The organism is Pseudomonas sp. MAG733B (genome assembly GCF_036884845.1).
Classification (GTDB): Bacteria; Pseudomonadota; Gammaproteobacteria; order Pseudomonadales; family Pseudomonadaceae; genus Aquipseudomonas.
Genome location: NZ_CP145732.1, coordinates 4907088 through 4931216, shown reverse-complemented (window position 1 = coordinate 4931216; position 24129 = coordinate 4907088). Strand labels below are relative to the sequence as shown.

General features: G+C 60.7%; 27 protein-coding genes. 12 read left to right on the top strand and 15 right to left on the bottom strand.

What is annotated here, in order from left to right:
- The first annotated feature begins 6 nt into the window (after positions 1-6).
- The gene (gene serS / locus V6Z53_RS22605; RefSeq protein ID WP_150701317.1) at positions 7-1287 is read left to right on the top strand and encodes a serine--tRNA ligase; all 1281 of its coding nucleotides are present in this window, start codon (positions 7-9) and stop codon (positions 1285-1287) included.
- A complete protein-coding gene (cysG, locus tag V6Z53_RS22600; RefSeq protein ID WP_338581862.1) occupies positions 1288-2682 on the top strand; it encodes a siroheme synthase CysG in 1395 nt (464 codons plus the stop codon).
- 118 nt (positions 2683-2800) lie between these two features.
- Here cysG and V6Z53_RS22595 read toward each other — a convergent pair whose 3' ends face one another.
- From V6Z53_RS22595 to V6Z53_RS22555, 9 genes are all read right to left on the bottom strand, one after another.
- Positions 2801-3802, bottom strand: a complete 1002-nt coding sequence (locus tag V6Z53_RS22595; RefSeq protein WP_338581861.1) for a glutathione S-transferase family protein — start codon at positions 3800-3802, stop codon at positions 2801-2803.
- Positions 3803-3892: 90 nt separating this feature from the next.
- Positions 3893-4894: a glycosyl transferase family protein gene (locus V6Z53_RS22590; RefSeq protein WP_338581860.1), complete on the bottom strand. Its 1002-nt coding sequence runs from the start codon at positions 4892-4894 to the stop codon at positions 3893-3895.
- Complete coding sequence (locus V6Z53_RS22585; RefSeq protein WP_338581859.1) at positions 4891-5226, bottom strand: TusE/DsrC/DsvC family sulfur relay protein; 336 nt, start codon at positions 5224-5226, stop codon at positions 4891-4893. The genes V6Z53_RS22590 and V6Z53_RS22585 overlap by 4 nt, the downstream gene beginning before the upstream one ends.
- A complete protein-coding gene (gene tusB / locus V6Z53_RS22580) occupies positions 5223-5516 on the bottom strand; it encodes a sulfurtransferase complex subunit TusB (protein ID WP_338581858.1) in 294 nt (97 codons plus the stop codon). The genes V6Z53_RS22585 and tusB overlap by 4 nt, the downstream gene beginning before the upstream one ends.
- Entirely contained in the window at positions 5516-5878 is a 363-nt protein-coding gene (gene tusC / locus V6Z53_RS22575) for a sulfurtransferase complex subunit TusC (RefSeq protein WP_338581857.1), read from the bottom strand. Before tusC ends, tusB begins: the two co-directional genes overlap by 1 nt.
- Position 5879: 1 nt before the next feature.
- Positions 5880-6272 (bottom strand): sulfurtransferase complex subunit TusD, encoded by a 393-nt coding sequence (tusD, locus tag V6Z53_RS22570; protein ID WP_338586549.1) that lies wholly within the window; start codon positions 6270-6272, stop codon positions 5880-5882.
- A 195-nt stretch (positions 6273-6467) separates the two neighbouring features.
- Positions 6468-7172 (bottom strand): YoaK family protein, encoded by a 705-nt coding sequence (locus V6Z53_RS22565; protein ID WP_338581856.1) that lies wholly within the window; start codon positions 7170-7172, stop codon positions 6468-6470.
- A 26-nt stretch (positions 7173-7198) separates the two neighbouring features.
- The gene (locus tag V6Z53_RS22560) at positions 7199-7528 is read right to left on the bottom strand and encodes a DUF6388 family protein (protein WP_338581855.1); all 330 of its coding nucleotides are present in this window, start codon (positions 7526-7528) and stop codon (positions 7199-7201) included.
- Positions 7529-7548: 20 nt separating this feature from the next.
- Positions 7549-7797, bottom strand: a complete 249-nt coding sequence (locus tag V6Z53_RS22555; protein WP_338581854.1) for a hypothetical protein — start codon at positions 7795-7797, stop codon at positions 7549-7551.
- Positions 7798-7944: 147 nt separating this feature from the next.
- Between V6Z53_RS22555 and V6Z53_RS22550 the strand changes: the two genes are divergently transcribed.
- Positions 7945-8295: a hypothetical protein gene (locus V6Z53_RS22550; RefSeq protein ID WP_338581853.1), complete on the top strand. Its 351-nt coding sequence runs from the start codon at positions 7945-7947 to the stop codon at positions 8293-8295.
- A gap of 143 nt (positions 8296-8438) precedes the next feature.
- Here V6Z53_RS22550 and V6Z53_RS22545 read toward each other — a convergent pair whose 3' ends face one another.
- On the bottom strand, positions 8439-8864 hold the full coding sequence (locus V6Z53_RS22545) for a GNAT family N-acetyltransferase (RefSeq protein WP_338581852.1): 426 nt from the start codon (positions 8862-8864) through the stop codon (positions 8439-8441).
- Between the two features lie 146 nt (positions 8865-9010).
- Between V6Z53_RS22545 and V6Z53_RS22540 the strand changes: the two genes are divergently transcribed.
- Positions 9011-9448 (top strand): hemerythrin domain-containing protein, encoded by a 438-nt coding sequence (locus tag V6Z53_RS22540; RefSeq protein ID WP_338581851.1) that lies wholly within the window; start codon positions 9011-9013, stop codon positions 9446-9448.
- Positions 9449-9541: 93 nt separating this feature from the next.
- Here V6Z53_RS22540 and V6Z53_RS22535 read toward each other — a convergent pair whose 3' ends face one another.
- On the bottom strand, positions 9542-10054 hold the full coding sequence (locus tag V6Z53_RS22535; protein WP_338581850.1) for a methylated-DNA--[protein]-cysteine S-methyltransferase: 513 nt from the start codon (positions 10052-10054) through the stop codon (positions 9542-9544).
- Positions 10055-10190: 136 nt separating this feature from the next.
- Here V6Z53_RS22535 and ggt point away from each other — a divergent pair, with 136 nt between their 5' ends.
- Entirely contained in the window at positions 10191-11918 is a 1728-nt protein-coding gene (gene ggt, locus V6Z53_RS22530; RefSeq protein ID WP_338581849.1) for a gamma-glutamyltransferase, read from the top strand.
- 68 nt (positions 11919-11986) lie between these two features.
- On the top strand, positions 11987-12520 hold the full coding sequence (locus tag V6Z53_RS22525; protein WP_338581848.1) for a cysteine hydrolase family protein: 534 nt from the start codon (positions 11987-11989) through the stop codon (positions 12518-12520).
- Between the two features lie 128 nt (positions 12521-12648).
- Here the strand turns inward: V6Z53_RS22525 and V6Z53_RS22520 are convergent, their stop codons facing one another.
- Positions 12649-13290 (bottom strand): TetR/AcrR family transcriptional regulator, encoded by a 642-nt coding sequence (locus V6Z53_RS22520; protein ID WP_338581847.1) that lies wholly within the window; start codon positions 13288-13290, stop codon positions 12649-12651.
- Positions 13291-13385: 95 nt separating this feature from the next.
- Complete coding sequence (locus tag V6Z53_RS22515) at positions 13386-14288, bottom strand: LysR family transcriptional regulator (protein WP_338581846.1); 903 nt, start codon at positions 14286-14288, stop codon at positions 13386-13388.
- 199 nt (positions 14289-14487) lie between these two features.
- On the opposite strand from V6Z53_RS22515, the gene V6Z53_RS22510 reads away from it, so the two are divergent.
- From V6Z53_RS22510 to V6Z53_RS22485, 6 genes are all read left to right on the top strand, one after another.
- The gene (locus tag V6Z53_RS22510; RefSeq protein ID WP_338581845.1) at positions 14488-15987 is read left to right on the top strand and encodes a cytosine permease; all 1500 of its coding nucleotides are present in this window, start codon (positions 14488-14490) and stop codon (positions 15985-15987) included.
- Positions 15984-16829, top strand: a complete 846-nt coding sequence (locus V6Z53_RS22505; RefSeq protein WP_338581844.1) for a nitrilase family protein — start codon at positions 15984-15986, stop codon at positions 16827-16829. The genes V6Z53_RS22510 and V6Z53_RS22505 overlap by 4 nt, the downstream gene beginning before the upstream one ends.
- Positions 16830-16901: 72 nt before the next feature.
- Complete coding sequence (locus tag V6Z53_RS22500) at positions 16902-17918, top strand: helix-turn-helix transcriptional regulator (protein ID WP_338581843.1); 1017 nt, start codon at positions 16902-16904, stop codon at positions 17916-17918.
- Positions 17919-18074: 156 nt separating this feature from the next.
- A complete protein-coding gene (locus tag V6Z53_RS22495; protein WP_338581842.1) occupies positions 18075-19916 on the top strand; it encodes an amidohydrolase in 1842 nt (613 codons plus the stop codon).
- A 155-nt stretch (positions 19917-20071) separates the two neighbouring features.
- On the top strand, positions 20072-21487 hold the full coding sequence (locus V6Z53_RS22490) for a cytosine permease (protein WP_338581841.1): 1416 nt from the start codon (positions 20072-20074) through the stop codon (positions 21485-21487).
- A 146-nt stretch (positions 21488-21633) separates the two neighbouring features.
- Complete coding sequence (locus V6Z53_RS22485) at positions 21634-22737, top strand: sterol desaturase family protein (protein ID WP_338581840.1); 1104 nt, start codon at positions 21634-21636, stop codon at positions 22735-22737.
- Here the strand turns inward: V6Z53_RS22485 and V6Z53_RS22480 are convergent.
- Both V6Z53_RS22480 and V6Z53_RS22475 read right to left on the bottom strand, forming a co-directional pair.
- The gene (locus V6Z53_RS22480) at positions 22640-23362 is read right to left on the bottom strand and encodes a L,D-transpeptidase family protein (RefSeq protein WP_338581839.1); all 723 of its coding nucleotides are present in this window, start codon (positions 23360-23362) and stop codon (positions 22640-22642) included. The two genes, V6Z53_RS22485 and V6Z53_RS22480, sit on opposite strands and share 98 nt — an antisense overlap.
- Positions 23359-24117, bottom strand: a complete 759-nt coding sequence (locus V6Z53_RS22475; RefSeq protein WP_338581838.1) for a M15 family metallopeptidase — start codon at positions 24115-24117, stop codon at positions 23359-23361. The genes V6Z53_RS22480 and V6Z53_RS22475 overlap by 4 nt, the downstream gene beginning before the upstream one ends.
- Positions 24118-24129 lie beyond the last annotated feature (12 nt).

Sequence of the window (24129 nt, the reverse complement as noted above, 5' to 3'; positions counted from 1 at the left end):
ACCGACATGCTCGATTCCAAACTGTTACGTAGCAACCTTCAGGACGTAGCGGACCGCCTGGCATCCCGTGGCTATGCCCTGGATGTCGCGCGCATCGAAGCGCTGGAAGAACAGCGCAAGACCGTCCAGACCCGCACCGAAGCACTGCAGGCTGAACGTAACGCGCGCTCCAAATCCATCGGTCAGGCCAAGCAGCGCGGCGAAGACATCGCGCCGCTGATGGCGGACGTCGAGCGCATGGCGGGCGAATTGAGTGCCGGTAAAGTCGAACTGGACGCGATCCAGACCGATCTGGACTCGATCCTGCTGGGCATCCCCAACCTGCCGCACGAATCGGTGCCGGTCGGTAAAGACGAAGACGACAACGTCGAAGTGCGCCGCTGGGGCACGCCGACCGCTTTCGATTTCCCGGTTCAGGACCACGTGGCCCTGGGCGAGAAGTTCGGCTGGCTGGACTTCGAAACCGCCGCCAAGCTGTCCGGCGCACGTTTCGCCCTGCTGCGCGGCCCGATTGCCCGTCTGCACCGCGCCCTGGCGCAATTCATGATCAACCTGCACGTCACCGAGCACGGCTACGAAGAGGCCTACACGCCTTATCTGGTCCAGGCTCCGGCGCTGCAAGGCACCGGCCAGTTGCCGAAATTCGAAGAGGATCTGTTCAAGATCGCCCGCGAAGGCGAAGCCGATCTGTACCTGATCCCGACGGCCGAAGTATCGCTGACCAACATCGTTGCCGGTGAAATTGTCGACGCGAAGCAACTGCCGATCAAGTTCGTCGCCCACACCCCGTGCTTCCGCAGTGAAGCCGGCGCGTCGGGTCGCGACACCCGCGGCATGATCCGTCAGCACCAGTTCGACAAGGTCGAGATGGTGCAGATCGTCGAGCCGTCGCAGTCGATGGAAGCGCTGGAAGGCCTGACCGCCAACGCCGAGAAAGTCCTGCAACTGCTGGAGCTGCCTTACCGCACCCTGGCGCTGTGCACTGGCGACATGGGCTTCAGCGCGGTCAAGACCTACGACCTGGAAGTGTGGATCCCGAGCCAGGACAAGTACCGCGAAATCTCGTCGTGCTCCAACTGTGGCGACTTCCAGGCCCGTCGCATGCAAGCGCGTTTCCGCAACCCGGAAACCGGCAAGCCCGAGCTGGTGCACACACTGAACGGTTCCGGCCTGGCGGTCGGTCGTACCCTGGTGGCGGTGCTGGAAAACTACCAGCAGGCCGACGGTTCGATCCGTGTGCCTGAGGTACTCAAGCCGTACATGGGTGGCCTCGAGGTCATCGGTTAAATGAACTATCTGCCGCTGTTTCACAACCTTCGCGGCAGTCGTGTGTTGGTCGTCGGTGGGGGGGAGATCGCCTTGCGCAAATCCCGCCTGCTGGCCGATGCCGGTGCGCTGCTGCGGGTGGTTGCACCTGAAATCGAAACGCAATTGCGCGAACTGGTTGCCGGCAGCGGTGGCGAGTGCCTGGTGCGTGGCTATGCCGAAGCGGACCTCGACGGTTGCGGGCTGATCATCGCCGCCACCGACGATGAAGCGCTGAACGCACAAGTCTCCGCCGATGCCCATCGGCGTTGCGTGCCGGTCAATGTGGTCGACGCGCCGGCGCTGTGCAGCGTGATCTTCCCGGCGATCGTCGACCGTTCGCCGTTGATCATTGCAGTGTCCAGCGGCGGCGATGCGCCGGTGCTGGCACGTTTGATCCGCGCCAAGATCGAAACCTGGATTCCTTCTACCTACGGCCAACTGGCTGGCCTGGCGGCGCGTTTTCGCCATCAGGTGAAAAAACTGTTCCCGGATGTGCAGCAGCGCCGCGCGTTCTGGGAAGAGGTTTTCCAGGGGCCGATTGCCGACCGTCAACTGGCCGGGCAGGGCGGTGAAGCCGAGCGTCTGTTGCAGGCGAAAATCGATGGTGAAGCGCCGGTGGCCACCGGTGAGGTGTATCTGGTGGGTGCCGGGCCGGGTGATCCCGATCTGCTGACGTTCAAGGCATTGCGTCTGATGCAACAAGCCGATGTGGTGCTGTACGACCGTTTGGTTGCACCGGCGATCCTGGAATTGTGCCGTCGCGACGCCGAGCGTGTTTATGTCGGCAAGCGTCGCGCTGATCACGCCGTGCCGCAGGATCAGATCAACCAGCAATTGGTGGATCTGGCCAAGCAAGGCAAGCGCGTGGTGCGATTGAAGGGTGGTGATCCGTTCATCTTCGGCCGTGGCGGTGAAGAGATCGAAGAACTGGCGGCTCACGGCATCCCGTTCCAGGTGGTGCCGGGTATCACGGCAGCCAGCGGTTGCGCGGCGTACGCCGGGATTCCGCTGACCCACCGCGACTACGCGCAGTCGGTACGCTTCGTCACCGGGCACCTGAAGGACGGTTCCACCGATTTGCCGTGGGCCGACCTGGTTGCCCCAGCGCAAACCCTGGTGTTCTACATGGGGCTGGTGGGTTTGCCGATTATCTGTGAGCAGTTGATCAAGCACGGTCGCGGCGCCGATACCCCGGCGGCGCTGATCCAGCAGGGCACCACGGTCAATCAGCGGGTGTTTACCGGCACGCTGGCTGATTTGCCGCAATTGGTGGCGGAGCATGAAGTACATGCGCCGACATTGGTGATCGTCGGTGAAGTGGTGCAACTGCGCGAGAAACTGGCGTGGTTTGAAGGGGCTCAGGGGCAACTCTGAAAACCGAGTCGGTCCCATCGCTAGCAGGCTAGCTCCCACAGGGGATTTGTGAAACGACACAAATCAAATGTGGGAGCTAGCCTGCTAGCGATTGGGGCCCTCAAAAACTGCTCAATCTTCAGACCCTGCGCCAAACCCCTTTCCCACTCAACCGCTCCCGATCATGGGCCGCGGTGAAATCCTGCTCTGGGCCTTTCGGCACAATCCCGGTCGGGTTGATGGTCTTGTGGCTGCCGTAGTAGTGATTCTTGATGTGGGTAAAATCCACCGTCTCGGCAATCCCCGGCCACTGATACATCTCCCGCAGCCAGTTCGACAGGTTCGGATAATCGGCAATGCGCCGCAGGTTGCACTTGAAGTGGCCGTAATACACCGCGTCAAAACGAATCAGTGTGGTGAACAGACGAATGTCCGCTTCGGTCAGGAACTCGCCGGTCAGGTAACGGTTGGCGCCCAGCACCTGTTCCAGGTGATCCAGTTCCGCAAACACATCGTCGAACGCCTCTTCATAGGCATGCTGTGATGTGGCAAAACCGGCGCGGTACACGCCGTTGTTCACTGCCGGATAGATCCGCTCGTTCAGCGCATCGATCTCACTGCGTAATGGTTCCGGATAGAAATCCAGACCGTTGCCGGTCAAGTCATCGAAGGCACTGTTGAACATGCGGATGATTTCCGCCGATTCATTGCTGACGATGCGCTTCTGCTGCTTATCCCAGAGTACCGGCACGGTGACGCGACCGGTGTAGTCGGCGGTATCGGCGGTGTAGCGCTGGTGCATGAATTCGAAATGGTCGAGTTTGTCGCCGGTAGAGCCCAGCGTCTTGTCGAAGGTCCAGCCGTTTTCCAGCATCAGCCAACTGACCACCGACACATCGATCAGGCTTTCCAGCCCCTTGAGTTTGCGCAGGATCAGCGTGCGATGAGCCCACGGACAGGCGAGGGACACGTAGAGATGATAGCGACCAGGCTCGGCAGCAAAACCGCCGACACCGCTCGGGCCGGGTTGGCCGTCAGCGGTGACCCAGTTGCGACGCTGCGCCTGCTCACGCTGGAACGCGCCGTCCTTGCTGCTTTCGTACCACTTGTCTTGCCAGCGACCTTCAACTAACAAACCCATGTTCGAGACTCCTCAACCGATAAGCGTTGGAGAGGAGTCTATTCCGATAGGTTCGATAAAAAAGCGCAAAGCTTGAGGGGGTATGATCGATTAAATCGATTTGTCCCGAGCGTCCCAGTATTGCTGGGCGGTTTCGAACGCTTGCTCGCGAGTCTGGCCGAGGCCACGCAAGGCCAGCGCCATGGTGGAGATCAGGGCCATTTGCGGGTAGCTGTCAATCACATCGCCACGCCATACGGCCTTCAGATGCTCTGGCTCAAGCGATGCCGGTTTGACGTGGCGCTGGCTCGACAGTTGCGGCCACTCCTCATCCCAGCTTTCACCGCCCGTGGTGCCGTACAAATGGCTGTCGGCGTCCGGGTTGATCTCGATCTCGCCGCCATCGCCCTTGACCACAATCGCGGTGTCGCCGAGCAAGCCGCTGGCATCGCGATGCACTGCCTGGTAGCCGGGGTGGAAAATGCTTTGCAAGCCACAACGCGCGCCCAATGGATTGAGAATCCGCGCCAGCGAGTGAATCGGCGAGCGCAGTCCCAGGGTGTTACGCAGATCGATCATCCGTTGCAGCTGTGGCGCCCAGTCCACCAGCGGCATGAACGCCAGTCCGCCGTTGTCCAGGGCCGCACCGACTTGCTGCCAGTTGCGGCACAGCGGGATGTTCAGTTCCTCCAGCAATTGCTCGCTGTACAGCCGACCCGCCGTGTGGGCGCCGCCGCCATGCATGAAAATCCGCACGCCGTTCTGCGCCAGGCACTTCGCTGCCAACAGATACCAAGGCAGGTGACGTTTCTTGCCGGCGTAGGTTGGCCAGTCCAGATCCACCGCCATTGCCGGTGGAGTCAAGCGCTCGCGCAAGGCCTCGGTGAAGCCTGCCATTTCCTCGGCGCTTTCTTCCTTGTGTCGTAGCAGCATCAAAAATGCGCCGAGTTGGGTTTCCTCGACCTGTTCATCGAGCACCATGCCCATGGCGGCGCGGGCTTCTTCACGGGTCAGGTCGCGGGCGCCGCGTTTGCCTTTGCCAAGGATGCGCACGAACTGGGCGAACGGGTGTTCGGCGGGCGTTTCGAGGGTCAGCGCTGGGTAGTCGGTCATAAGCAATTCGTCGGTTTGGGCAGGCCCGCCAGTTTCGCGGCGAGTTTGGCGGGGGTGCCTTTGAACAGTCGGTTCAGGTGCAGGCTGTTGCCTTTTTCCGGGCCGAGCTTCAATGCGGTGTATTTGATCAGCGGGCGGGTGGCCGGCGACAACTGGAACTCGGCGTAGAAACTGCGCAGCAGTTCGAGGATTTCCCAGTGTTCGGGGCTCAACTCGATGTCTTCGGCAGCTGCCAGGGCACTGGCGACATCCTCCGACCAGTCACTCAGTTCGACCAGGAAGCCGTCCTTGTCCAGCTCGATGGCGCGGGCGCCGACCGTCAATGCATTCATAGCCAACTGTTGACCTTGTCGTGGTTGATCGACAGTTCGACGAAGGCCGGGTAATCGATGGCTTCGGCCCAGTCTGGAACGTCGATGGCCCGGGCCTGGGCGTCTTCGGCCAGAACATAGAGCTTGAGGCCGCGAGCGTTCAATGCATTGAACGGTGCGGTGCCCGGCTGCAAGGCATAGGCCGCGTCGCCGGACAGCAGCAGCGCGTCATGGGAGCCGATCACGCGCAGGCAACTGCTCAAGCGTTCGTCGCCGAAGGGGGAATGAGACAACACATGCAAAGTCGACATCAGAGGGTGATCACCTGGTCGTAACGGTCAATGAGTGCGGTGATTTCAGCGGCGTCCAGCGCCTGGGCTTCCTCCAGCGACAGCGCGCTCGGGTCCAGCCCCCGCTGCGCCGCGCTGTCAGCACAAACGAATAGCTCTTCGACGCCGAACATCGGCAAGGCTTGAAGGTTGGCGCTCAGATCTTTCTGTTGCAGGGCCTTGGCGTCCTGTTTCGTCGCGAGCTGGAACACGCCGTCATCGAGAAACAGCAGGCCGATCGGCAGATCGAAAGCGCCACCGGCCAGCACGATGTCCAGCGCTTCCCGCGCGCCCGGTCCGGACCACGGCGCCTGACGGCTGATGATCAACAAGGATTTGGCCATCTTATGCGCCTCCGAAACAGATCAGGCGGTCGGCATCCTGCACCGCGTCATGCAACTGGCCGAGCCCGGACAATTCCCATGGTGCGCCGACGGCAACAGCGTCGCGTTGATAACGCTTGGCTTCTTCCTCGTTCAACACGCCACGGCGCAGGGCGGCGGCGATGCAGACCACGCCATCGAGTTTTTGCTCACTGACGAAGGTGCGCCATTGCTTGGGCAAGTCGAGTTCGTCCTGGGGCGTGACCACGCTGCCGGAGGCGTTGTAGACGCCATCCTGATACAAAAACAGCCGGACAATTTCATGCCCACCGGCCAGCGCGGCCTGGGCGAACAGCAAGGCGCGGCGCGAGGAGGGCGCATGGGCGGCGGAAAACACGGCGATGGCGAACTTCATGACGGACTCGATCAGCGAAACTGCGGCCATGATAAAGCTTTATCGGCGGGGCGGCGAAGGGCGATTGTCTTGAGACCGAGTCGCGCCCTTCGCGAGCAAGCCCGCTCCCACATTTAACCGTATTCTTTAGATAGAACTCGGTCGAGTGTGGGAGCGGGCTTGCTCGCGAAGGCGTCCTTACAGGCAGCATATTATTCAGCGCGGCATATACCCCAACTGCCAACGCCGCGGAATTTTCAGCGACAACAAACCCAACGCCGCCGCCAACAGACCGCTGGCAAACAGCGCCTTGAGCCCAAAGTGATGCTCCAGCACAGCACCGATGACCGCCCCGGCAAACATGCCGGTCCACGGTATCAATTGCACGCGCCAGCCATTGCGCCGTTCGCCGAGCATCCAGCGCCCGAGTCCGCGACCGAAGCGCGACAGGGCACCCGTCACGTAGGTCAGTCCGACCGGCAAACCATTCACTTCTTCCACCGCAGCATTGAGCATGCCCATCGCAATGATCGCCGCCAGCAGCGCAGGCAGTTGCTCGTCGTAAGGCCAGGCCGCGGCGGCGCACAACAGGGCGGCGATGCTCAGCAGCAGGGGCAGCGCTCGGCGTCCGCTGAGCCGGCTGACAATAATGCCCAGCGCATTGCCGAGGATGAACGTCGCGACGAGTATCACCAGGCGCAGGGTAAGTCCCAGATCGCCCGCGCTGATGGCCACGGCCATGCGGGTGGTGTTGCCGCTCATGAACGAAACGAAGTCGCCGCTGGCCATGAAGCCGATCGCGTCGGTCATCCCGGCCAATACCGAAAGCATGGCCACCAGACTCAGGCCGATGCGCCCGCGCCATTTCTGCGTGTGCAGGTGACCGGGGCTGGCGTGGGGCTTGGCGGTGGATGGCAGCATGGGCGATCGATGTCCTTGAGCGATGACTAAGGTGTTATCCCATACAAGTCACAATATTCCAGCCAGTCCATGCCGGCCATCTCTGCCACTTCCCGGTGCACGGCAAGGCGCTGGGCCTCGTAGTCTTGCGGCGTGGCGGCCGTGAGTTGCAATGTCAGCTCCCAGGCGAACAATCCCAGGCGTTCGGCCTCTTCCTCAAAGGCTTCATGCAACCGCTCTTCGCGAAACTGCGCTTGGGTTTCACCCTTGGCCTGCGCCAGCAGCGGGTTGAGATTGTCGAGTTGATGGAGCAACTCGGGACGTTCATCGAGAAACTTCTTAAGTGCCTGTTCGTGTTGCAACTCGGATGCCGCCATGGTCACTCCTTTAGAACGGATTACGAAGACTGTTTCTTGCTGGCCTTGGCCGCTGCTGCCAGACATTCGAGGGCAAATTGCTCGGTGTAGGTCATCTGGATCGGCGTGGTTTCGCCTTTGACGGTTCTCTCGCCGTCGAGGATGTAACGAATTCGCTTGTCGGTGACGCCGATTCGCTTGGCGATCCAGGACGGCGTCTGACCGATCTGGCTGATCAGCTTGTCGGCATATTCAGCGGTCGGTTTGTAAAACTCGGCGTTGGGGGTCATGGGGCTTCCAGTCAAAAGTGCGATGCAGCGTTATGGCGCGACAGGGTGCGCGAATCGTCGCGCGGTGTCGCTGTATAAATGAAGTAAAGCAGAACGATTCGCTGTGCCACGGTGATACAGTCCGCTTTTTCCTGATGAGGCAATGCAATGCGAATTCTGATGGTAGCGCTGGCCGCTGCCTTGCTGGCGGGATGCGCGGGCTCGGCAATGAACGATGCTCGCACTAAGGCCCCGTACAAAACCCTGAACTCGGACAAACCGGCCAAAGACGTTGCCCAGTGCGTGCAGTTTTCCTGGCAGGACGAATCGGTGTTCGGTGTTGATGCCGCTGCTTACCTGGAGCCAGCAGAGAAGGGCGGCACCACGGTTTACACCCGCTCGGCGGAGTCTTTCGTGGACGTGACCACCGATGCTTCGGGCACTGTGTTGAGCTACTACGCGCAGCAGGACGATTTCGTCGCCAAGCGCCGGTTGGCGGCGTTGGCTACCTGTCTGTGAGACCAATGTAGTACCCAATGTGGGAGCGGGCTTGCTCGCGAAGGCGGTATGCCAGGCAACATCAATGTTGAATGAAAAACCGCTTTCGCGAGCAAGCCCGCTCCCACATTTGTTTGGTGTACAGCAGGCGACTGTGGGTTGAATCAGTAACTCAAGCGCTTCTGAAAGAAGAAATGCTTGTGCCCTGGCGGGTAGTCGGCGATGTGGCCGATCTCGCTATAACCGCATTTCTTGTAGAACTCCGGCGCCTGGAACTCAAAGGTTTCCAGCCACAGACCGACGCATTCCTTTTCCCGCGCCAGGTCTTCCGCCATCTGCATCAGCTTCGTGCCCATGCCTTGTCCACGGGCCTGTTCCGGCACCGCCAGCAAGTCGATGAACAACCACTGATAAAACAACCGGGCATAAACGCCGCCGACAATTTCATCGTTGTCGTCGCGTATCAGCAGTGCGATATGTTCCGGTGGCGGGCTCGCGGACTTCGAGGTGTTATAGGCGCGCAACGGCACGAGGATCGCCTCGCGTTCTTCGTTACTGGGGTTGTGCTTGCGTTCGATACGCAGGGTCATGGCTATATCCTTATGGCTGTGAACGCGCAGCCTATCGCGGTCGACGCCAATGTTCCATCACCACAACACCGGTGGAACCGTCGCCATCACGCAGGTGTCATTTGTTGTGACGCGCCATTGCCGAGCGCGACTGATGAGGACACGCCGTGAACATTTTCGAAGCCTTGCGCGAAAGCCATGAACGCCAGCGGATCTATGCGAAGGCGCTGATCCACACCAGCGGCGACACGCCTGAACGCGTCGAGGCCTACAAGCAACTCAAGTCCGAATTGCAGGCCCATGAAACCGCTGAAGAACGGCATTTCTACATTCCGCTGATGGAGTTCGACAACGGCGTCGACCTCAGCCGCCACGCAATCGCCGAGCATCACGAAATGGATGAAATGATGGAGGAGCTCGACGAGACCGAGATGTCCAGCCCGGCCTGGCTGGCGACCGCGAAGAAGCTGTCGGAAAAGGTTCATCACCATCTCGAGGAGGAGGAGCAGAAATTCTTCCAGATGGCTGGCAAGTTGCTCAATGACAAACAGAAAGAGACGCTGGCGGGGCAGTACGAGAAGGAGTACGAGGCGCAGCTTTCCTGAATTGGGCACACACAATTTTGTAGGAGCTGCCGCAGGCTGCGATCTTTTGATTTTGCTTTTAGAAGATCGCAGCCTGCGGCAGCTCCTACAGGGTTAGAAGCCAGGCAAGCGCGCTGTGCCTGGCCAATGCCCGCCTTCCAGCGTCAGCAACAGCTCCTTCGCCTCCAGCCCCCCGGCAAACCCGGTCAATTTCCCCGATGCGCCAATCACCCGGTGACAAGGCGCAATAATCGAGATCGGGTTCTTGCCATTCGCCGCACCTACCGCCCGCACCGCGCTCGGGTTGCCGATCTGTTCGGCGATCTGGCTGTAGCTGCGGGTTTCGCCAAAAGGAATGGTCAGCAGCGCCGCCCAGACCTTTTTCTGAAATTCCGTGCCGACAAAATCCAGCTCCAGTTCAAATCGCTGGCGTGTGCCAGCGAAATATTCGCGCAGTTGCTCGGCGGCGCGCATGAGGATCGGGCTGTCCGGCGCTTCGATCATCGCGCCGAGACGCACCCGACCGGGTTTGTCGTTTTCCCAGAGGATGGCGACCAGTCTCGAACCGTTCGCCACCAGCTTCAACTCGCCGACCGGGGAGGCCAGGGTGGTGCAGGTGTAAGTCATGCCGCAGGCCCCGTCTGATTGTTGAACAGGCGTTAAGGATACTGCTTCGTCGGGGAGGCGCAATACGCAATCCCGACCATACTTGGCTACTGCTTTTGACGCGTTTTCCTACTTTAAAACAAGAAGAGACCGACTCATGAAGTACGAACCTTTTGCCAAATCGCTGATTGCGACCTCGTTGGCGCTCAGCTGCCTGACGGCCCATGCGGCCTCTGTCGCCCCGGTCGCCGCAGAAAACGGCATGGTGGTCACCGCCCAGCACCTGGCCAGCCATGTGGGCGTGGATGTGTTGAAGAACGGTGGCAACGCGGTCGATGCCGCTGTCGCGGTAGGTTACGCGTTGGCGGTGGTGTATCCGGCGGCGGGTAACCTGGGCGGTGGTGGTTTCATGACCATTCAACTGGCCGACGGCCGCAAGACCTTCCTCGACTTCCGCGAAAAAGCCCCGCTGGCCGCCACCGCCGACATGTACCTCGACAAGGCCGGCAACGTCATTCCGGACTTGAGTACACGCGGTCACTTGGCCGTTGGCGTGCCGGGCACGGTGTCCGGCATGGAACTGGCGCTGAGCAAATACGGGACCAAACCTCGCAAGGACGTGATCGCCCCGGCCATCAAACTGGCTGAAGACGGCTTCGTGCTGGAGCAGGGCGATGTCGATTTGCTGGACTACGCCACCGACGTGTTCAAGAAGGACATCAAGGACTCCGGCGCGATCTTCCTGAGCAACGGCGAGCCGATGCAGGTCGGGCAGAAACTGGTGCAGAAAGACCTCGGCAAAACCCTGCGGGAGATCTCCGAGAAGGGCGCCGATGGCTTCTACAAAGGCTGGGTAGCCGACGCGATCGTCACCTCCAGCCAGGCCAACAAGGGCATCATCACCCAGGCCGATCTCGACAAATACAAGACCCGAGAACTGGCGCCGATCGAGTGCGACTACCGTGGCTACCACGTGGTTTCGGCACCACCACCGAGCTCCGGTGGCGTGGTGATCTGCCAGATCATGAACATCCTCGAAGGCTATCCGATGAAGGATCTGGGCTACCACTCGGCCCAGGGCATGCACTATCAGATTGAAGCGATGCGTCACGCTTACGTCGATCGCAACAGCTACCTCGGCGACCCGGATTTCGTGAAGAACCCGATCGCCCATTTGCTGGATAAAAACTACGCGACCAAGCTCCGTGAAGCGATCAACCCACAAAAGGCCGGCGTGTCCAAAGACCTCAAGCCTGGCGTAGCGCCCCATGAGGGCAGCAACACCACCCATTACTCGATCGTCGACAAATGGGGCAACGCGGTGTCGGTGACCTACACCCTCAACGACTGGTTCGGCGCCGGGGTCATGGCCAGCAAGACCGGGGTCATCCTCAACGACGAGATGGACGACTTCACCTCGAAAATCGGCGTGCCGAACATGTACGGCCTGGTGCAGGGCGAGGCCAACGCCATCGCGCCCGGCAAGGCGCCGCTGTCGTCCATGAGCCCGACCATCGTCACCAAGGACGGCAAAGTGGTGATGGTGGTTGGCACGCCGGGCGGCAGCCGCATCATCACCGCGACCTTGCTGACCATGCTCAACGTCATCGACTACGGCATGAACATCCAGGAAGCGGTCGATGCGCCGCGTTTCCACCAGCAATGGCTGCCGGAGGAAACCAATCTGGAAACCTTCACCACCAGCCCGGACACGGTAAAGATCCTCGAAAGCTGGGGCCACAAGTTCGCCGGCCCGCAGGATGCCAACCACTTGGCGGCGATCCTCGTAGGCGCGCCGTCGCTGGACGGAAAACCGGTGGGCAAGAACCGTTTCTACGGGGCCAACGATCCACGGCGTAACACTGGGTTGTCGTTGGGTTACTGAGGGTTGTGTTTGGCGGGGGACGGACTTATGTTCGTCCCTTGCCCCTCTGAATTTTCAAGGAAGGAATCATGACCACTGCACTGTTAATCATCGACGTCCAGCAGGCTCTATGCTCGGGTGAATACGAGTGCTTCGAGATCAATCGCGTGATCAATACCATCAACGACCTTTCGTCGCAGGCGCGCAATGCCGGCGTTACGGTGGTTTTGATTCAGCACGAAGAGGCGAACAGTCCCCTTGCGCACGAGGCGGCGGGCTGGCAACTGGCTGAAGGTCTGGAAACGGCGCCAAAGGACCTGCGCGTGCGCAAGACCACCAGGGATTCGTTCTACCAGACCAACCTGCAAAAACTTTTACCGAAGGAAGACTTCGAGCGCCTGGTCATCTGCGGTCTGCAAACCGATTACTGCGTCAACGCCACTGTGCGTCAAGCGTTGACACTGGGGTATGACGTGGTGCTGGCGAACGACGCGCATTCCACCGTCGACAACGGCAACCTCACCGCTGAAGACATCATTGCCGAGCACAACAAGGATTGGGCGCACCTCACCGGTTCGGTGACGCGGATCGATGTGATTCCGGCCAAAGATATCCAGTTCTGAAATTGTCACAGACCCTGTGGGAGCGAGCTTGCTCGCGATGGCGGTGTATCAGTCGATGAACAGGCCGAATGTACCGACCTCATCGCGAGCAAGCTCGCTCCTACAGGTTCCCGGTCGTGATTGACGAATCAAGTCGCGAACCTCAATAACCGAGGCGCTTCCATAACCTCCGGCATCACACCCCCCAACACCAACCGGGTGATGGTCGCTGCTGCATTCTGATAATCCTCATCCTGTGGCGTCTCCCGCCCGGTGATATGCGCCATCTGCCAGTCGAGATTGGTGTACGTGCGCGTCGCTGACCAGATGAACAGCATCAAATGCTCCGGATCGATCGGCGCCAGCAACCCCCGATCAATCCAGCTGCGCAGGCAGTCGACATTGCGTCGGGCTTCGGCATACAGCAGGTCGCGACATTGCTCGGGCAGTTGCCTCGCGCCGAGCAACAACTCATCACTGAATACCTTCGCGATATGCGGATGCTCACGGGCGATGCGAATCCGCGCCTCGATGTAGGCAGGCAAACCCACCAGCGGGTCGTCGCTCTCGCGCAGTACCGCAGACGCTTCCAGCAACGGCTCGACAAACCCGAGCAGGACCTTGGCGTAAAGGGTTTCCTTGCTCTGGAAGTAGTAATACAGATTCGCCTTCGGCACGCCGGCCCGCGCGGCGATGTCGCGGGTCTGGGCGGCGTCGAAACCTTTCGCGGCGAACTCGGCGCTGGCGGCTTCCAGAATCAGCTGTTGGTTGTGTTGGCGAATGCGGCTCATGGACGTGTCTTGGCGATTTGAGTTTCGCAATATACAAAAATATATAGCGGTAGGGCCAGCCGTGAAGATGAGTGGTTCGCAGGAAAACAGAAGATTTATGCTGTGCCGAAGATATCGATCAACTCGTTCAGAAACGCACTGACCAGATCCCGCTGCCGCGCCGAATGCCTGACCGCCGCATGAAAGCCGACCTCATAGCGCAGCAATTCGGGATTGAGCGGGTGCAACTGCCCGAGCTGTTCATGCCGGGCCGCGTAGTGCTGCGGCAGGAAGCCCAAGTGCTGGCCGGAGAGGATCAGTAGCGCGGCGCCGTCCATGCTGTCGGTGAGCACGGTCAGGCGTTCGATCGAAGTGGGGGCGGGCATTTCCGGCAGCGGATGACTTGGCCAGACCCAGTCGTAGTGGCTGACGTCTTCGCGAGTCAGTGCGCCCACGTGTTCGAACAGCGGGTGCGACGGCGCGCAATAGGCGATCTGGGTTTCCTGGAACAACGGGAAATAGTCGATGTTGGGCAAACGGTGCCAGAAATAACCGATGGCCAGATCGATGTGGCTGTTGATGATTTTTTCTTCCAGCAGCGACGACGACAGCTCGGTGAAGTGGAAGTACAACCCTTCGTGCCGGGCTCGCAGGCGTGCAATGGCCAAGCCGATTTTCTTGTTCGCCACCGGGTCGATCTGCCCGAGCAGGCCGATGTTGATGTTGCCTGAGACCTTGCGGTTGATGTGCTGCACTTCGACCCGAAAGCCTTCGGCCGCCGCTAGCAAGCGGCGTGCAGCTTCGACAAACTGACCGCCCTTGGGCGTCACCGAAAACCCGCCGCGACCGCGTTCGCACAGGCGAAAACCCACCCGCGCTTCCAGCGTCGCCAGTTGCGCGCTGATGGTCGGTTGCGTGGTGTTGAGCGCGGTTTGCGCCGCTGAAATCCCGCCCGCTTCGACGACGGTGAGAAATACCCGGATCAAGCGCAGATCCAGCTCCGTTACAGTTCCCAGCATGGAGGCTCCCGATACTCGATTACATAGACGCCGATCTATGTGAACAGTGCGCCTGAGATATTTTATGGCCGAAGCCAACGCCATACATTGCAGGGAAACCAGCGTCATCGTTAGCTTTTTCTGGAGTTTCACCTGATCCGGACGTCGAACCGACCGCTGCGCTCAAAACAAAAACAATCTACTGCATAGGAATCATCGTATGTCAGGGTCTCCACTTTCTGCGCACGCCGCCGAGGCGAGCAGCGGGTTGGCCATCGAAGGCCACTCGATCGATTACATCCCGGAAAACGAGCGTCACGCCAAACTCAGCAGCCAGGGGCCGTTCTGGTTTCTTGGCAATTTCCACTTCTTCACTATCTCCATCGGTTTTGTCGGGCCGAGCCTGGGCTTGTCGGCATTGTGGACGATGCTGGCCGGCGCGCTGGGCATCATGTTCGGCACGATTTTCATGGCGTTCCACGGTTCGCAAGGTCCGGAAATGGGCCTGCCGCAGATGATCCAGTCCCGCGCCCAGTTCGGTTATCGCGGGGTGATCCTCGCATTGATGGCGACGATGTTTGTGTTCGTCGGTTTCAACGTGGTGAACATCTCGTTGATCATGAACGGGCTGCAGCATGTGTTCGGCGTTGACCCGACCATCGTCGCGGTGGCCGTGGTGCTGGTCGGCGCGTTGCTGTCGATCTACGGCCATGACCTGATGCACAAGGCCTTCAAGTGGGCGTTGCTGGCGACACTTCCGTTGTATGCGCTGGTGACCATTGCCCTGATGTTCGGCGCGGGTTCCGAAGGCGTCACACCGGCGACTGATCTGGGTTTCAGCTGGATCGCCTTCGCCACACTGTTTGCCATCGGCGCCAGCTACAACATTTCCTATGCGCCGTACGTTTCCGACTATTCGCGTTATCTGCCGAAAAACACCAGCCGCCCGAAACTGATCGCGGCGGTGTTCATCGGTGCGTCACTGTCCGGTAGCTGGATGATCGGCCTCGGCGCATGGCTCGCCCAGGAATTGAAAGCTGTCGATGCCTTGGTGGCGCTGAATCAGGTCGGCTCTTCGATGATTCCGGGGCTGGGCAATTTGCTGGTGATCGTCTCGGTGGCGGGTTTCCTGCCGATCATCGCGCTCAACACCTACAGCGCCATGCTGACGCTGCTGACCGGCGTCGACTCGATCAAGAAAATCACCCCGACGCCTCGCTCCCGGGTGCTGTCGATCAGCGCGATCAGCATCATCCTGTTGACCTGCGTGCTGTCGATCAAGGGTGATGGCATCGCGCTGCTGAACACCTTCCTCGTCTTGTTGTTGTACTTCCTGGTGCCGTGGACCGCTGTGAACCTGGTGGACTACTTCTTCGTGCGCAAAGGTCGCTACGCGATCCCGCATTTCTTCACGCCAAAAGGCATCTATGGCGCCTGGCAATTTCGCGGCATCGTCTCGTACCTGATCGGCTTCGCGGCCATGGTGCCGTTCTTCTACATCTTTGACGCCGCTGCCGGCAAAGAAGTGTTCGTCGGCCCGTTGGCACGGATGCTCGAAGGCGTCGACATCGCGTGGCTGGTCGGATTGCTGGTGTCGGGCCTGACGTATTACATCCTCAGTCGTTCGCTGGACCTCAACGCCGAGCGCCGGGTCATCGACTCGATTACCGAAAAGGACATTGTCGCCATGACTCATCAAACAGCGGAGTTGGTGCGTTGAACATTGCCAAGAATACCGTGGTCGCCTGCTGCCAACTGGCACCGAAAATCGGCGACCTCGCTTACAACCGCACCCTCACCGAACGGGCGATCCGTTCGGCGGCGTTGCTGGGCGCCCAAGTCGTCGTCCTGCCGGAACTGATCCAGAGCGGCTATCTGTTTGCCGACCGCAACGAAGCGCTGGCGCTGGCGGAAACCTGCGATGGCCCGACCCTGCGCCTGTGGCAAGCCTTGGCCCGGGAACTGAACGTCGTTGTGGTCGGCGGTTTCTGTGAGCATTTGCCCAACGGTGAACTGGCCAACAGTGCCGCGCTGATCGATGCCCAGGGTTTGCGCGCGGTGTACCGCAAGGCGCATCTGTGGGATGCCGAACGGGAAATTTTCACTGCTGGCGATGCTGCGCCGCCGGTGATCGAAACGGTCCACGGACGTATCAGCGTGCTGATTTGCTACGACCTGGAGTTCCCCGAGTGGGTGCGTCTTCCGGCGTTGGCCGGCGCGGATTTGTTGTGCGCGCCGGTCAACTGGCCCGACGGTCCACGTCCGCAAACCGAGCGCCCGGCAGAGGTCCTGCGGGTGCAGGCCAATGCCTCGGTGAACCGGATGTTCATCGCCGCGTGTGACCGTTACGGTCACGAGCGCGGCGTGGGTTGGGTGCAGGGCTCGGTGATCGTCGATGCCGACGGTTATCCATTGGCCGGGCCGGCGGAGCAGGGCGGCGAACAGATCTTGCTGGCCACCCTGAACCTGGCCGAGGCGCGTAACAAGCGCATCAGCGAGCGCAATGATCTGCATCGGGATCGGCGGCCGCAGTTGTATGAGTTGAGCAGTTCGGCTCAGTGACCCTGTGGACGCCATCCCGGCGCCTGTGGCATGGTCGAAACGACAGACCATGCAATGAACAGGATCGGCACGATGCAGGAGGGTAATCAGCTGGGCATCGACCCGTCGATGGCGATGCTGCAAGCGTTCAACCGTTGTCTGCTGCAATTGGGGCGTCTGGCGCGGGAGCGGGGTGCCGCCGAGTTCATTGCCGACGGCTTGCAGGTGTTGCGTCAACAAGTGCCGTTCGCTTCGGCGTGGTGGGGCGAGATGTCCACGTCGGACGCTAGCGCGCCACCGCAAAGCTGGATGCACGGGCGCATCGATCTGCCCGAATCGTTTGCCGGCGAATGGCAACAGAGTGCCGGCAGCGACAAGTTCTCCCATGACACCTTGAGCCGCCCTGGCGAAGTCATCCGCGACAGCGGCTTCACCGATCCCGATGCCGACGTGGACGCGTTCGCCCGACGGCATGATCTCTACCACCCGATGTGCATCACCTTCGAGCTGCCGGAAAGCGGCTTGATGTTTTTCGTTTGTCTCTACCGTGGCGGCGATGCCCCTGCGTTCTCGGACAACGAGGCCGGTCTGTTCTCGGCGTTCTGCGATCACTTGTTGCAGCTGTGGCGATTCCAGGTGCAGGACATGATCCGCGTCGACACCGGCAACGGCGCCAGCGAATTCGGGGTGGCGCGGCGGGACGGCGGTTTGCTGTATATCGGCGCCGGGTTGTGCGCGGTCATTCAACGGGAATTGCCCGGCTGGAGCGGTTCCACGCTACCCGCCGAGATCATCGCGCAATTGCCCAAGGCACCTTGCGTGATGCGCTTGGGACGTTCGGCGCTGACCCTCACGCCCAACGCCGAGCACGTCATCCTGTCGCTGGAAACACAACCACGCGGCGCGGTGCTGGCGCCTCGGGAGCGGACCGCAGCGATGCTGTTCGCTGCCGGTCATTCCTATAAAGAAATCGCCAAAATCCTCGGCCTGAGCCCGGCCACCGTGCGCACCTACCTGCGCAATTGCTACTTGCAACTCGGCGTGAAGAGCAAGGTGGAACTGGGTTCGGTCCTGCGTTCGCAGGGTTCCGCCTGCACAACGCAACCGTAGGAAATCATAACCACCCCCCCACTTTTTGCCTGACCCCTCCTCATTTGCAGAGGTCCATCCAGCCACCGCGCGCTATAGGGTATGCCCTGCATATCAAGGGCTTGCGCGGCCGTGTGGCCGGGCCCTTCAAAAACTATAAAAACAGAGGTGGGGCCAGTGATGTTTTCCAGGCTATTTATCGCCGTTGCCGGTGCAACGGCCGTTTCCTGTGTGGCGCTGGTGGGGAGCCAGAGCCAAAGTCCGACCAGCGCCGACATGGTCATGCGCAACGGTTATGTCTACACCGTCGATGGCAAGGATTCGGTGCAGCAGGCCGTTGCCGTCACGGGCGGCAAGATCGTTTATGTCGGCAGCGATGAGGGGGCAGCCTCATTCATCGGTGCACAGACGCAGGTGATCGATCTGGCCGGACGCATGCTGATGCCGGGCTTCATCGATGCGCACATGCATCCCGGCGATGGCGGTCGGGCCATGACCTTGTGCGACCTGAAATACCAGACGATGACGCGCAAGGATTTTCAAAAAGCCATTCAGGCGTGCCTGGATGCCGACAAGGACAAAGGCCAGGACGTGTGGCTTGAAGTCGGCAGTTGGGATCGCATGGGCATGACCGGCCTCGACGGCGATGCCGACAAATCGACCCTTGATGCGCTCAACACCAAACGGCCGATTCAGGTACGTTCCACCGACTTCCACACCGTGCTGACCAACTCCCGTGGTCTGGCAGTGGCCGGCATCGACAAGCACACGGTCAACCCCGCCGACGGCAAGTACGCGCGCGACAGTGCCGGCAACCCCACCGGCATCTGCGAGGACGGCGCGGCGGATACCATGGCCGCCGTGGTGCCGCCGGCGACCGATGCCGAGAAGCTGATCCAGAGCCGCGCCGCGCTCGACGCCATGCGCCAGCAGGGCATCACCAGTTTCTTCGATGCCTTGTCGGGGCCGGAGAATGGCAAGGCGTTCACCACGTTGCAGCAATCCGGCGAGTTGACGGCCCGCGCCATTTTGTCGATCAAACTCGACCCGGCCGCCGCCACTGCCGACCCGAACAAGACTATCGCCGAAGCCAAGGCACTGGCCACCACCTACGATCAGGGCGAAGCCCAGGTCGCGCCGGGCGTGAGCATGCGCCACGTCAAACTGTTCATGGACGGCATCATCAACGCGCCGGCCGATACCGGGGCCATGCTGACGCCGTACCTGCACAACGCCGGCACCGAGAAAGCGCCGAAATGGACGGCGGGGAAAAACCGTGGCGAACTGTATTTCCCGCCGCAGGTGCTCAATCCGCTGCTGCTCAAAGCGGTGCAGGCCGGATTCGACCCGCACCTGCACGCCACCGGGGATCGCGCGGTGCGTGATTCGCTCAACGGTATCGAATACGTGCGCCAGCAACTGCCCGGCAACGGCTTTCGTCCGACCATCACCCATGCCGAATCGGTGGACCCTGCCGACTACGGGCGTTTCAAGACGCTCGACGTGACCGCCAACATGTCCTTCCAATGGGCGCAGCAAGCGCCGTCCACGGTTGACGGCACCAGCGATCACCTGGGCGTCGAACGCTTCGCGCGCATGGAACCTTCGGGCAGCATCGCCCGCGCTGGCGGACGTGTGGCTTATGGCAGCGACTGGCCGGTCGATCCGCTCGACGAGTTCCTCGCATTGAAGGTCGGTGTGACCCGCTCGGGCGATCCGCAGAACCCGCACAGCTATGGCCCCAACTACGCAGGCAGGCTCAATGCCGACCCGGCGCTGTCCCGCGCCGAGGTGCTGCGCACCATCACCCTCAACGCCGCCGAACAGCTCAAGTTGGAGAAGGTGGTCGGTTCAGTGGAGGTGGGCAAGTTTGCCGATCTGATCGTGCTGGACAAGAACTTCATGCAGGTGCCCGAGGATGAACTGGGGCGCAATCAGGTGCTGATGACGATGGTCGGCGGCAAGGTGGTGTGGGCCAAGGTGCCGTTTGTGGGGCAAGTGGCTGTAAATCAACAATAAAAATAGTCAGCTAAACACTACCCAGTGTGGGAGCGGGCTTGCTCGCGAACGCGGTGTGTCAGATTGCATAAGTGTCGACTGACACACTGCGTTCGCGAGCAAGCCCGCTCCCACAGGATTGAGTGAAGCCTCAAATTTTGAAGAGAACAAAAATAATGACCAAGGTCACAGACAGCCCACAACGAAGTCCCCTGATCGAGACCCGTTCGATCGATTACATCCCCGAAGCCGAGCGCCACGGCAGCCTCTATAGCCAGTTCACCCTGTGGCTCGGCGCCAATCTGCAGATCACCGCGATCGTCACCGGGGCGCTGGCCGTGGTGTTGGGCGGTGATGTGTTCTGGTCACTCATCGGGTTGCTGATCGGCCAGGTATTGGGCGGCGCGGTGGTGGCGTTGCACGCGGCGCAAGGGCCGAAGCTCGGCTTGCCGCAGATGATCTCCAGCCGCGTGCAGTTCGGGGTCTACGGCGCGGCGATCCCGATTGTGCTGGTGTGCCTGATGTACCTCGGTTTCAGTGCCACGGGTGCGGTGTTGTCGGGGCAGGCGATTGCCCAGTTGATCAGCGTCAGCGACAGTGCGGGCATCCTGATTTTTGCCGGGTGTATCGCGCTGCTGACGATGTTCGGGTATCGGGTGATTCATCTGGTCGGGCGAGTGGCGAGCGTGCTGGGCGTCATTGCGTTCGTCTATCTGTTCACCCGCTTGATGACCCTCAACGACATCGGCCTGTTGCTGGAAAACCGTCATTTCGGCTGGAGCACGTTCCTGCTGGCAGTTTCCCTGTCCGCCTCCTGGCAGATCGCGTTCGGCCCTTATGTGGCGGATTATTCGCGCTACCTGCCGAGCAAGACGTCCTCCTGGAAAACCTTCACCGCTGTCGGCCTGGGCACTGTGTTGGGCGCCCAGGCGTCGATGGTGCTGGGCGTATTCGCCGCGGCGTTGGCGGGGGCGAATTTCCGTGGTCACGAAGTGGCGACCATCGTCGGCCTGGGCAGTACCGGGGTGATGGCCTCGTTGCTGTACTTGAGCGTGGTGTTCGGCAAGGTCACGGTGTCGACCCTCAATGCCTACGGCAGCTTCATGTGCGTGGCGACCATCATCAGCGGTTTCCGCAGCCGCCTCGAAATCACCGCCGGCCAGCGCATGCTGTTCGTGCTGGTGATTGTCGCGGCGTCCACCACGCTGGCGCTGCTGGGACAGTATTCGTTCCTGAACTCGTTCAAATATTTCATCCTGTTCCTGCTGACGTTCTTCACACCCTGGAGCGCGATCAACCTGGTGGATTACTACTTCATCAACAAGGAGCGTTATGACATCCCGGCCTTGTCCGATCCGGCCGGGCGCTACGGTCGCTGGAACCTGTTGGGCATCGGCGTCTATGTCGTCGGCGTGCTGATTCAGTTGCCTTTCGTCGACACCCATTTCTATTCCGGACCGATGGTCGCGCAGCTCGGCGGCGTGGATATTTCGTGGATTGTCGGGCTGGTGGTGCCGGGGATTCTGTACTTCCTGTTGGCCCGGACCTCGGCATTGGGGATATCCGTTGCCGAAGTTCAAAGGCCTGAATAAGATACATCCTCAATAGCGTCTACACTTGCTGATCAGCCAATGCAGGAGCACGGCTTGCCGGCGATGGCGATCTTGAGGACGTCATCGCCGGCAAGCCGTGCTCCTGCAAAAAGCGATTCTTGCACTTCCACAGGGGGCAGCCGTTCATGGATGTTCTCGCACCGTTCTACCAATACCTGTTCAGGTGGGTGATCGCGCCTGTCAGCGAGCAGTTTCTCGGCCTGTTCGACCTCAATGGCCGTCTCTGTGTGGCTTTCCTCTTCGTCTCCTATGCCGTTGCTTACGTTCTGTTCCGTTTCAGGAAGGCTCGCGGGCTGACCGATGCACACACGTTCTGGCAGTTCATCGGCGGCAACCGCGTGCATTTTCACCCTTCGGCGAAGCTCGATTACCGCTACTACTTCGTGCGCGCGATCCTCAAAGTCATGCTGGTGGTGCCCGTTGTCGGGCTCGTTGATCCGTACGTGCTGCGCTCCGGCGACTACATCCGTTTTTTCACTCACCTGTGGGGCGCGCGGGTGCAGGTCGAGGAACACCTGGCGCTGTCCTTGCTCTACGGGCTAGGCGTGTTTTTGCTGCAGGACTTCATCCATTACTGGGCGCATCGCGCTTATCACTCGCGCTACCTGTGGGCCTTCCACAAAGTCCATCATTCGGCGCCGGTGCTGGTTCCGGTGACGGCCAGTCGCGTGCACTTCATCGAGAAAATGGTCGAGCGGCTGATCGACATCGTGTTCATCAGCGCGTTTGCCGGCGTGTTCTGGTACGCCTGCGGCGGGGAGATCAGCCGCTACACGCTGTTCGGCGTGACCTACATGGTGTTCATCCTCAACGCACTGGCGGCGAACCTGCGCCACAGCCATGTCTGGCTGTCGTTCGGTCCGGCGGTCGAGCATGTGTTGAACAGTCCGGCGCAGCACCAGATCCATCACAGCGATGCGCCTCGGCACATGAACAAGAACTTCGGCCTCAACCTGTCACTCTGGGACTGGATGTTCGGCACGCTCTACGTCACGCAGGCGAAACCCGAGGCCATCCGCTTCGGCACCGGTGAAGCGGACCACGAGCGCTACCTGACGCTCTATAGCCTGATCGTGACGCCGTTTGTGGAGACGGCGCACAAGTTTCGCCAGACAAAGCGTGGGCCTGAAGTCAACGCTTCGGAAGCTTCCAGCGTTCACGCAACTGCTCGTATTGCGCCTCGGGCAGTTGCACCAGCAGCGGGGACTGGCGCGGGTCGAGCCAGTTGAGCAATCGCGCGATGTCTTCAGGGGCCATGGCGGTGCAGCCTCGGGTCGGCGCTGTCGGGCTGCGCCAGATATGGAAGAAAATGCAGGAGCCGGCGCCGGGAGATGCCGGGGTGTTGTGCTGGATGAAAATCCCTTGGCGATACAAATCGTCCTTGCGCCGCATGCGTTCGGCGCTGTTCCAGTCTTTCGCCACGATTGCGCCGTCGACGAGTTGGTTGTAGCGCGCCGACTGGCTGTCATCCACGCATTCGATGGTGGGTGTCAGCGCGAGATAAGGCAGGCGGGTGCTGGCTGAAGCGTTGTAGCCGAACGCCGTTCCCAGTTTGAACATCCCGGCCGTGGCCTTGCCATCGCCTTCCTGTTTGATGGGGCCCTGGGGTTGATCGACGATTTGCAGGCCCTGGCCCCAGGCCATGCCATTCTTCCCGAGCACCACGGGAAACGCGGCTTCGAACTTTTCAAAGCGGTCGCCGTGCCGTTCATAGCGCTGGGCGATGCCCTGGATGTCATCCCAGTTTTTGCTGGTGACGACAATCAACTGATCGCTGCCGTCGAGTCCTTGAGCCATGGCCACACCGGGCAACAGCAGCATCAGCAACGACCAAGCCCCGATCAGGCGTTTCATGGCGTAAGCGGCGTAATGAGGAAATCCATGACGGTCTTCAACGACGCGTCCCGACTGTACGTGAAGTGCCACCACTCGTTGGCGTAACCGGTAAATCCTTCATGCTCCATCGCACGGCTCAGTCGCTGGCGATTGTTCTTGGCCGCCGCGCTGATCAGTGATGAATCGGTATGCGCGCGCTCATCAAAACAATCGAACCCGGTGCCCATGTCTACGGCGCCATCGTGCCAACGTTGGGCATAGTCGGCAGTGCAATCGACCGGTGTGGCGGCGGGCGTCCAGGCGTCGGCGGGCAGGGCGCTCGGGCCGGTCATGGTGAGGTCGACCGTATTGCCACGGGAGTGATTGGAGACCCGCGCCACGTAACCCAGGCGCCAGAAGTCCTGCTTGTCTACCCGTGGGTAGAACTCTGTCTTGAGCGGGTCGCCCGGCTCCGTGGCGAAACGGCCCATGTCCGCGACCGCCCGGGCAGGGCGATAGCAGTCGAACACCTTCAAGCCGTAGCCTTCAGCTTTGAGGGCCTTTTGTACCCGGACCAATGCCTTGGCGGCGTCCGCTGACAACAGACACTCGGCGGCCTGGTAACCGTCGAGCGGATTTCCGGTGAAGTTGTGGGCGCTGGCGTAGCGGATGTCCTGCTCGATGCCCGGATCGATGGTGCGCAGATACACCATGTGTTCGGGTTTCGATTCGTCGGCCATGCACGGCGTGGCAAGGCTCAGGCACAGCAGCAACAGACAGGGTGAACGCGACATCGCAAACGGCTC